Origin of the sequence: uncultured Veillonella sp. (assembly GCF_938010505.1) — a bacterium.
In the GTDB taxonomy this organism is placed as follows: Bacteria; Bacillota; Negativicutes; order Veillonellales; family Veillonellaceae; genus Veillonella.
Genome location: NZ_CALLVP010000096.1, coordinates 1 through 5,589 on the forward strand (window position 1 = coordinate 1; position 5,589 = coordinate 5,589).

Here is a 5,589-nt window from a genome sequence, read left to right on the forward strand (position 1 = left end):
GATGGGAGTGATTATTTTATATGTATAAATATGGCAAGAGCTGTATTAAAAAGTTGTTATACTTTGTTGCAATATGTATTGCAATTTTAGCAGTTTCTATTGGGATTATGTGGGGATTATCTTCAGATTATAAGTTATATGGTGTACCGGTGCTTAATTATCATCAAATAAATGATGATAAGCATTCTGCTTTAACACTGCATGTGGACCAGTTCAAGGAGCAGATGGAATATCTCCATAATCATGGTTATCATACGATTACATTGGATCAATTGTATGATTATTTGCAGAAAGGTAAGGCGTTACCAGATAAGCCAATTGTTATCACTTTTGATGATGGTTATGTTGATAATTATGAACATGCTTTACCTATATTACAGGAATATAATATGAAGGCTACTTTGTTTATGATTAGCGACGCAGCTAATACACCTGGTTTTGTTAATACTACACAAATGCGCCAAATGGAATCTTCCGGCTTTGATATTCAAGGTCATACAAATCATCATAAGATACTAACGCATATGGAACCCACCGAATTGCCTGATGCCATTCTCGGTGGTAAAACATCTATGGAAGGTATCTTAGGAGAACCTATCAATTATTTGGCATATCCTGGTGGCTTTAACGATATGCTCATTCAATATGTTACTAAACAGTCTGGATATAACATGGCTTTCACCGTCCAACCAGGGACAGTAAAGCCAGGGGATAATCTCTATGCCTTAGATCGATTAGCCATATTCCAAGGTGATACACCGTTTTTATCGTTCTGGTTGCGTCTACATTGCGCACCACTTATTAAGTATACTTGGGCATTGCGTGATATATTACGCGATAATGGATGGCCGATATTGGCGTCTGTTGTGCCTTTATTTTAGGAGGAATTATGTCTTACGAAGTTGTAGCAAGACCATTACGTGTTGCAGTCTTAACTGTATCTGATACTCGTACATTAGAAACTGATAAGGGGGGCAATAAGGTCCAAGAGTTCTTGGAACAAGCGAATCATATTGTGGTAGAACGCAAAATTGTCATTGATGATTATGATGCTATAAGAAATGCCATGATTCCATGGTGTAATGATGAGGCTGTTGATGTAATTATCTCCACTGGTGGAACTGGTATAGCTATGAGAGATGTTACCATCGAAGCGGTGAATAGCCTATATGAAAAGCATATTCCAGGCTTTGGTGAAATTTTTAGATATTTATCCTATACAGAGGATATTGGTACAAAAGCAATGGCATCTCGTGCAGAAGCTGGTGTTAATAATAACACTTTAATTTTCTCCGTTCCTGGTTCTGTAGGGGCTGTTACCTTGGCGATGAGCAAACTCATCATTCCTGAAATGGGTCATTTGGTGAGAGAAATTACAAAATAATACATATATTGAGACTGCTCTTTTGTGGAGCAGTCTTTTTTTTGAAAGTGCGATAATAATAAGCATTTTGTGCAGATTAAAGCAGTCGTTTGGCACATAAAGCATGTGCATGAGAACTAAGTGAATTTTTTCGTTATATTTAAAACAATACCATTGCAGTATTGTTTTATTTCATTTATACTAGATTTAGTAATACGTTTGTCCGAGTGCACGAGAAAGGAGACTTTATGAAGTTAAATCAGGCCACGGATTATGCATTTCGCATGGTCTTGCATATGGCGCTATTACCTTCGGGATCGAAGATAACTGGTGCTGTATTGGCTGAGCAAGAGTTGATTCCAGAACGCTTTTTGCTCAAGATTATGCGTAGTCTCATTGCAGCAGGAATTATGAAATCTTTCAGAGGGGTAGATGGTGGGTTTGCCCTGAATCGAAGCCCTCAAGAGATCTCGTTGCTTGATGTAATTAGAGCCGTAGAAGGGGATGCGTATTTACAACGTTGTTTATATGATGTAGGTTCTTGCTCTAAGTCTTGTAAGGGGCATTGTGCTATAAATGAAGCAATGGGCGTGATTCAGCATCAATTGGTCAATCAGTTGGAAGCGGTTAATTTTAAGACCCTTGCCCAACGAGAACAGTTGATTATCGCTGAGGCTTGAGCTTTTTTACAGTCGCAATGATGCAAGGTTTTTTGTAAAAGCTCGTCAAGTGATGTTAGTATTTTATTCTAAGGAGGAAAACACATGTTTGAAGCTGTAGATTTAGCCCGATTGCAATTCGCGCTAACATCTATCTATCACTGGTTATTTGTGCCGTTCACACTAGGTATGACAGTGATTGTTGCTGCTTTAGAGTGGACCTACGTGTCGACTGGTAAAGAAGTATACAAAAAAATGGCTAAGTTCTGGGGCAAATTGTTCCTAATTAACTTTGCTATGGGTGTGGTGACTGGTATTGTTCAGGAATTCCATTTCGGTATGAACTGGGCAGAATATTCTCGTTTTATGGGTGACATTTTCGGCGCTCCATTGGCCCTTGAAGCATTAATGGCATTTTTCTTGGAATCTACATTCATGGGCGTTTGGATTTTCGGTTGGGATCGCTTACATAAATGTGTTCACGCCCTTGTAGCTACATTTGTAGCATTAGGTACAAATCTATCTGCGTTCTGGATTCTTGTAGCAAACTCTTTTATGCAACATCCTGTAGGTTTTGTATTACGCAATGGCCGTGCAGAGATGGAAAATTTCTTGATCATCGTTCAAAATGGCTATGTACCTGGACAATTTTTCCATATTGTATTGAATGGTTTATTAACAGCTGGCGTAATTATTATGGCAGTCAGTGCATGGCACTTATTACGCAATAATGCGACAGAGTTCTACCGTCGCTCTGCTAAATGGGGCATGGTTATCGCTCTAGTATTCGGTACTTTAGGTGCATTAGCTGGTCATCACCAAGGTCAATACATCACAAAAGTACAACCTATGAAAATGGCTGCTATGGAAGCTTTGTGGGAAACACAAGATCCAGCTCCATTCTCTTTGGTAGCTAACATTGATACTAAGGCACAAAAGAATACAAATGCTCTTGAAATTCCTGGTGGTTTATCCTTCTTGACTCAAAACTCCTTTACGTCTGGTAAGGTAGAAGGTATCAAAGACCTTCAAGCAAAAGCGGAGGCTCAATATGGCCCTGGCAACTATATTCCAGATGTTCCAGCAATCTTCTGGACATTCCGTGTCATGGTAGCATCCGGTTCTCTTATGTTACTTGTTGCCTTTGTAGGTCTTATCCTAAATGCAAAAGATAAACTTGTTGAAAACCGCACATTCTTAAAAATTATGTTCTGGATGTTGCCATTGCCATTTATCGCTCACTCCACTGGTTGGTTTGTAGCGGAAGCAGGTCGTCAACCATGGCTTGTATATGGTTTGCAATTGACTGCAGATGGTGCGTCTAAATCTGTAACGGCTCCAGAAATTATGACTACAATCATCGGCTTTACACTTGTGTATATCGTGGCTGCTATCGCAGCTATCTACCTTGCTGTAGAACACATTAAAAAAGGTCCGGATGGCAACCCATCTCATGATGTAGTTGAAAAAGAGGAGGCGAGATTATGGAATTAATTTTTAATAACCTTGAAGTGGTATGGTTTATCTTAATTACTGTACTATTCGCTGGCTTCTTCTTATTAGAAGGTTTTGATTATGGTACTGGTATTTTGTTACCATTCATTGGTAAAACTGACGTTGAACGTCGTCAAATGATCAATGCCTTAGGTCCTGTGTGGGATGGTAATGAGGTATGGATGATTACTGCTGGTGGTGCATTATTCGCTTCCTTCCCTCACGTGTATGCTACATTATTTAGTGGATTCTATTTGGCGTTATTCTTGATGCTTGCGGCTCTTATTATCCGTGGTGTATCCTTTGAATTCCGTTCCAAAAGCCCTAATTTGTTATGGCGTAAAACATTCGACTACTGCATCTTCTTTGGCTCTTTGATTCCTGCACTATTGTGGGGTGTTACAGTAGGTAACTTGATTCAAGGTACTCCAATTGATGCAAGTATGACATATGTTGGTACATTTTTTGATTTATTAAGTCCTTACACAGTACTTTGTGGTATTGCGTTCATTTTGGTATTTACATACCATGGTGGCTTATTTACTTCTATTAAAACAGCTGGCGCTATTTCTGAACGCGCTCGTGCTGCTTCTTTGGTAGTAGGTGTTCCTACAGCTATCGGTGCATTAGCATTGGTAGGTGCAACTTACGTATATACAGATTTGTTTAATTCTGTATTAGCTGTAGTTTGCTTTGCATTAACTATCGTGTTCTTCCTCATTTCTTGGGGCGCAGCACGAACTCGGAATACAAAATGGGGGTTCCTATTCAGCTGTTTATCTGTTATTTCTGTAACAGCTGCATACTTTGCAGGTTTGTTCCCTCGCATTATGGTTTCTTCTTTGAATCCTGAGTGGAGCTTGACTATTACTAATGCAGCTAACTCTACTTACACGTTGACTTTGATGACTTGTGTAGCATTCGTATTTGTGCCAATCATTTTGGTTTATCAATCTTGGGTATATTGGACATTCCGTCATCGTGTAACAGAAAAAGATTTACACTATTAATAGAATAGCCTTATAACTCTTGTGAGTAAAAATTAAATCTTAATGTGAGGCGTGCCGTAGCGGCACGCCTCTTTTTTGTGGTAAGATGATTATAATATTGATAAATTTAGATTCACTTGGACTCTTTTAGGCCTATTTAAAGGAATTTAAATTTGTTTGATTTTATATATTTAAGTTGATTTACCATAGAGGATAGTATGATACAGCGTACCGCATTTAAAGCGCTGCTAGAACATAAAGGACGGCTTGGATTACTCGGTTTAACCTGTTTAATAGAAAGTCTATCAATTGTTGGGCAAGCTTGGTTCTTTGGAACCTTAATAAATAACCTTATATTTTTGGAACATACACTAGCTGATGAAATGAATACCATCATTTATTTGTTTATAGCTATTGTTATGAGATTGGTGGCACATTACGTTCAAGAGGCAGTGGCAAATCACTTGGGGAGTGCTGTAAAAGCATCCTTTAGAGAACGCTCTTTGGCCCATATGTTTAAGCTTGGTGTACAACATAAGGAACGTCATGGCGATGTCATCCATATGCTTACCGATGGTTTAGAGCAAGTTGATGCATATGTGGCTCGTTACATTCCGCAGATTTTATACGCTATTATGATTCCACTTATTATGGGAATCGCCATTATAGATACATTACCAATAATTGGCATTATTTTAATTGTTACGGTGCCTTTAATTCCATTTTTTATGATCTTGATTGGGAAGCAAGCTGATCGATTAAATAAGGAACAATGGGAGCGTATGAGCTTCCTATCGGGGCATTTTTTAGACGTATTGCAAGGGATTACTACGCTAAAACTCTTTGGTCGTGCAAAAGATCAAATTAAGGTTATTGGTCGATTATCTCAAGAGTTTAAAGATTCTACTTTACGAGTGTTGCGCGTAGCCTTTTTATCTGCATTAGTACTTGAATTAGTGAGTACTATAAGTACAGCTCTGATTGCGGTATATTTAGGCCTAACCTTATTAGATGGTGAAATTACATTCTTTTCAGCCTTCTTTATTTTGTTGTTAGCGCCGGAGTTCTATACTCCATTTAGACA

The 5,589-nt window shown here is 38.5% G+C and carries 6 protein-coding genes; all 6 read left to right on the forward strand.

Features of this window, described 5'->3' with window-relative positions; genetic code table 11:
- Nucleotides 1-20 precede the first annotated feature (20 nt).
- Nucleotides 21-881: a polysaccharide deacetylase family protein gene (locus Q0507_RS05740; RefSeq protein WP_298713697.1), complete on the forward strand. Its 861-nt coding sequence runs from the start codon at nt 21-23 to the stop codon at nt 879-881.
- Nucleotides 882-889: 8 nt separating this feature from the next.
- The gene (locus Q0507_RS05745) at nt 890-1,384 is read left to right on the forward strand and encodes a molybdenum cofactor biosynthesis protein B (RefSeq protein WP_298713700.1); all 495 of its coding nucleotides are present in this window, start codon (nt 890-892) and stop codon (nt 1,382-1,384) included.
- Nucleotides 1,385-1,611: 227 nt separating this feature from the next.
- Entirely contained in the window at nt 1,612-2,043 is a 432-nt protein-coding gene (locus Q0507_RS05750; protein WP_021147851.1) for an Rrf2 family transcriptional regulator, read from the forward strand.
- A gap of 84 nt (nt 2,044-2,127) precedes the next feature.
- Nucleotides 2,128-3,516, forward strand: a complete 1,389-nt coding sequence (locus tag Q0507_RS05755) for a cytochrome ubiquinol oxidase subunit I (RefSeq protein WP_004698499.1) — start codon at nt 2,128-2,130, stop codon at nt 3,514-3,516.
- Entirely contained in the window at nt 3,507-4,526 is a 1,020-nt protein-coding gene (gene cydB / locus Q0507_RS05760) for a cytochrome d ubiquinol oxidase subunit II (protein WP_058948491.1), read from the forward strand. Before Q0507_RS05755 ends, cydB begins: the two co-directional genes overlap by 10 nt.
- A 197-nt stretch (nt 4,527-4,723) precedes the next feature.
- Nucleotides 4,724-5,589, forward strand: an 866-nt coding sequence (locus Q0507_RS05765) for an ABC transporter transmembrane domain-containing protein (protein ID WP_298713708.1), incomplete at its 3' end; no start/stop codon positions are given.

Bases quoted from the DNA above. Each gene is read 5' to 3' on its own strand.
- Q0507_RS05755 (WP_004698499.1), top strand. From the start codon at position 2,128: ATGTTTGAAGCTGTAGATTTAGCCCGATTGCAATTCGCGCTAACATCT.
- cydB (WP_058948491.1), top strand. From the start codon at position 3,507: ATGGAATTAATTTTTAATAACCTTGAAGTGGTATGGTTTATCTTAATT.
- Q0507_RS05750 (WP_021147851.1), top strand. From the start codon at position 1,612: ATGAAGTTAAATCAGGCCACGGATTATGCATTTCGCATGGTCTTGCAT.
- Q0507_RS05745 (WP_298713700.1), top strand. From the start codon at position 890: ATGTCTTACGAAGTTGTAGCAAGACCATTACGTGTTGCAGTCTTAACT.
- Q0507_RS05740 (WP_298713697.1), top strand. From the start codon at position 21: ATGTATAAATATGGCAAGAGCTGTATTAAAAAGTTGTTATACTTTGTT.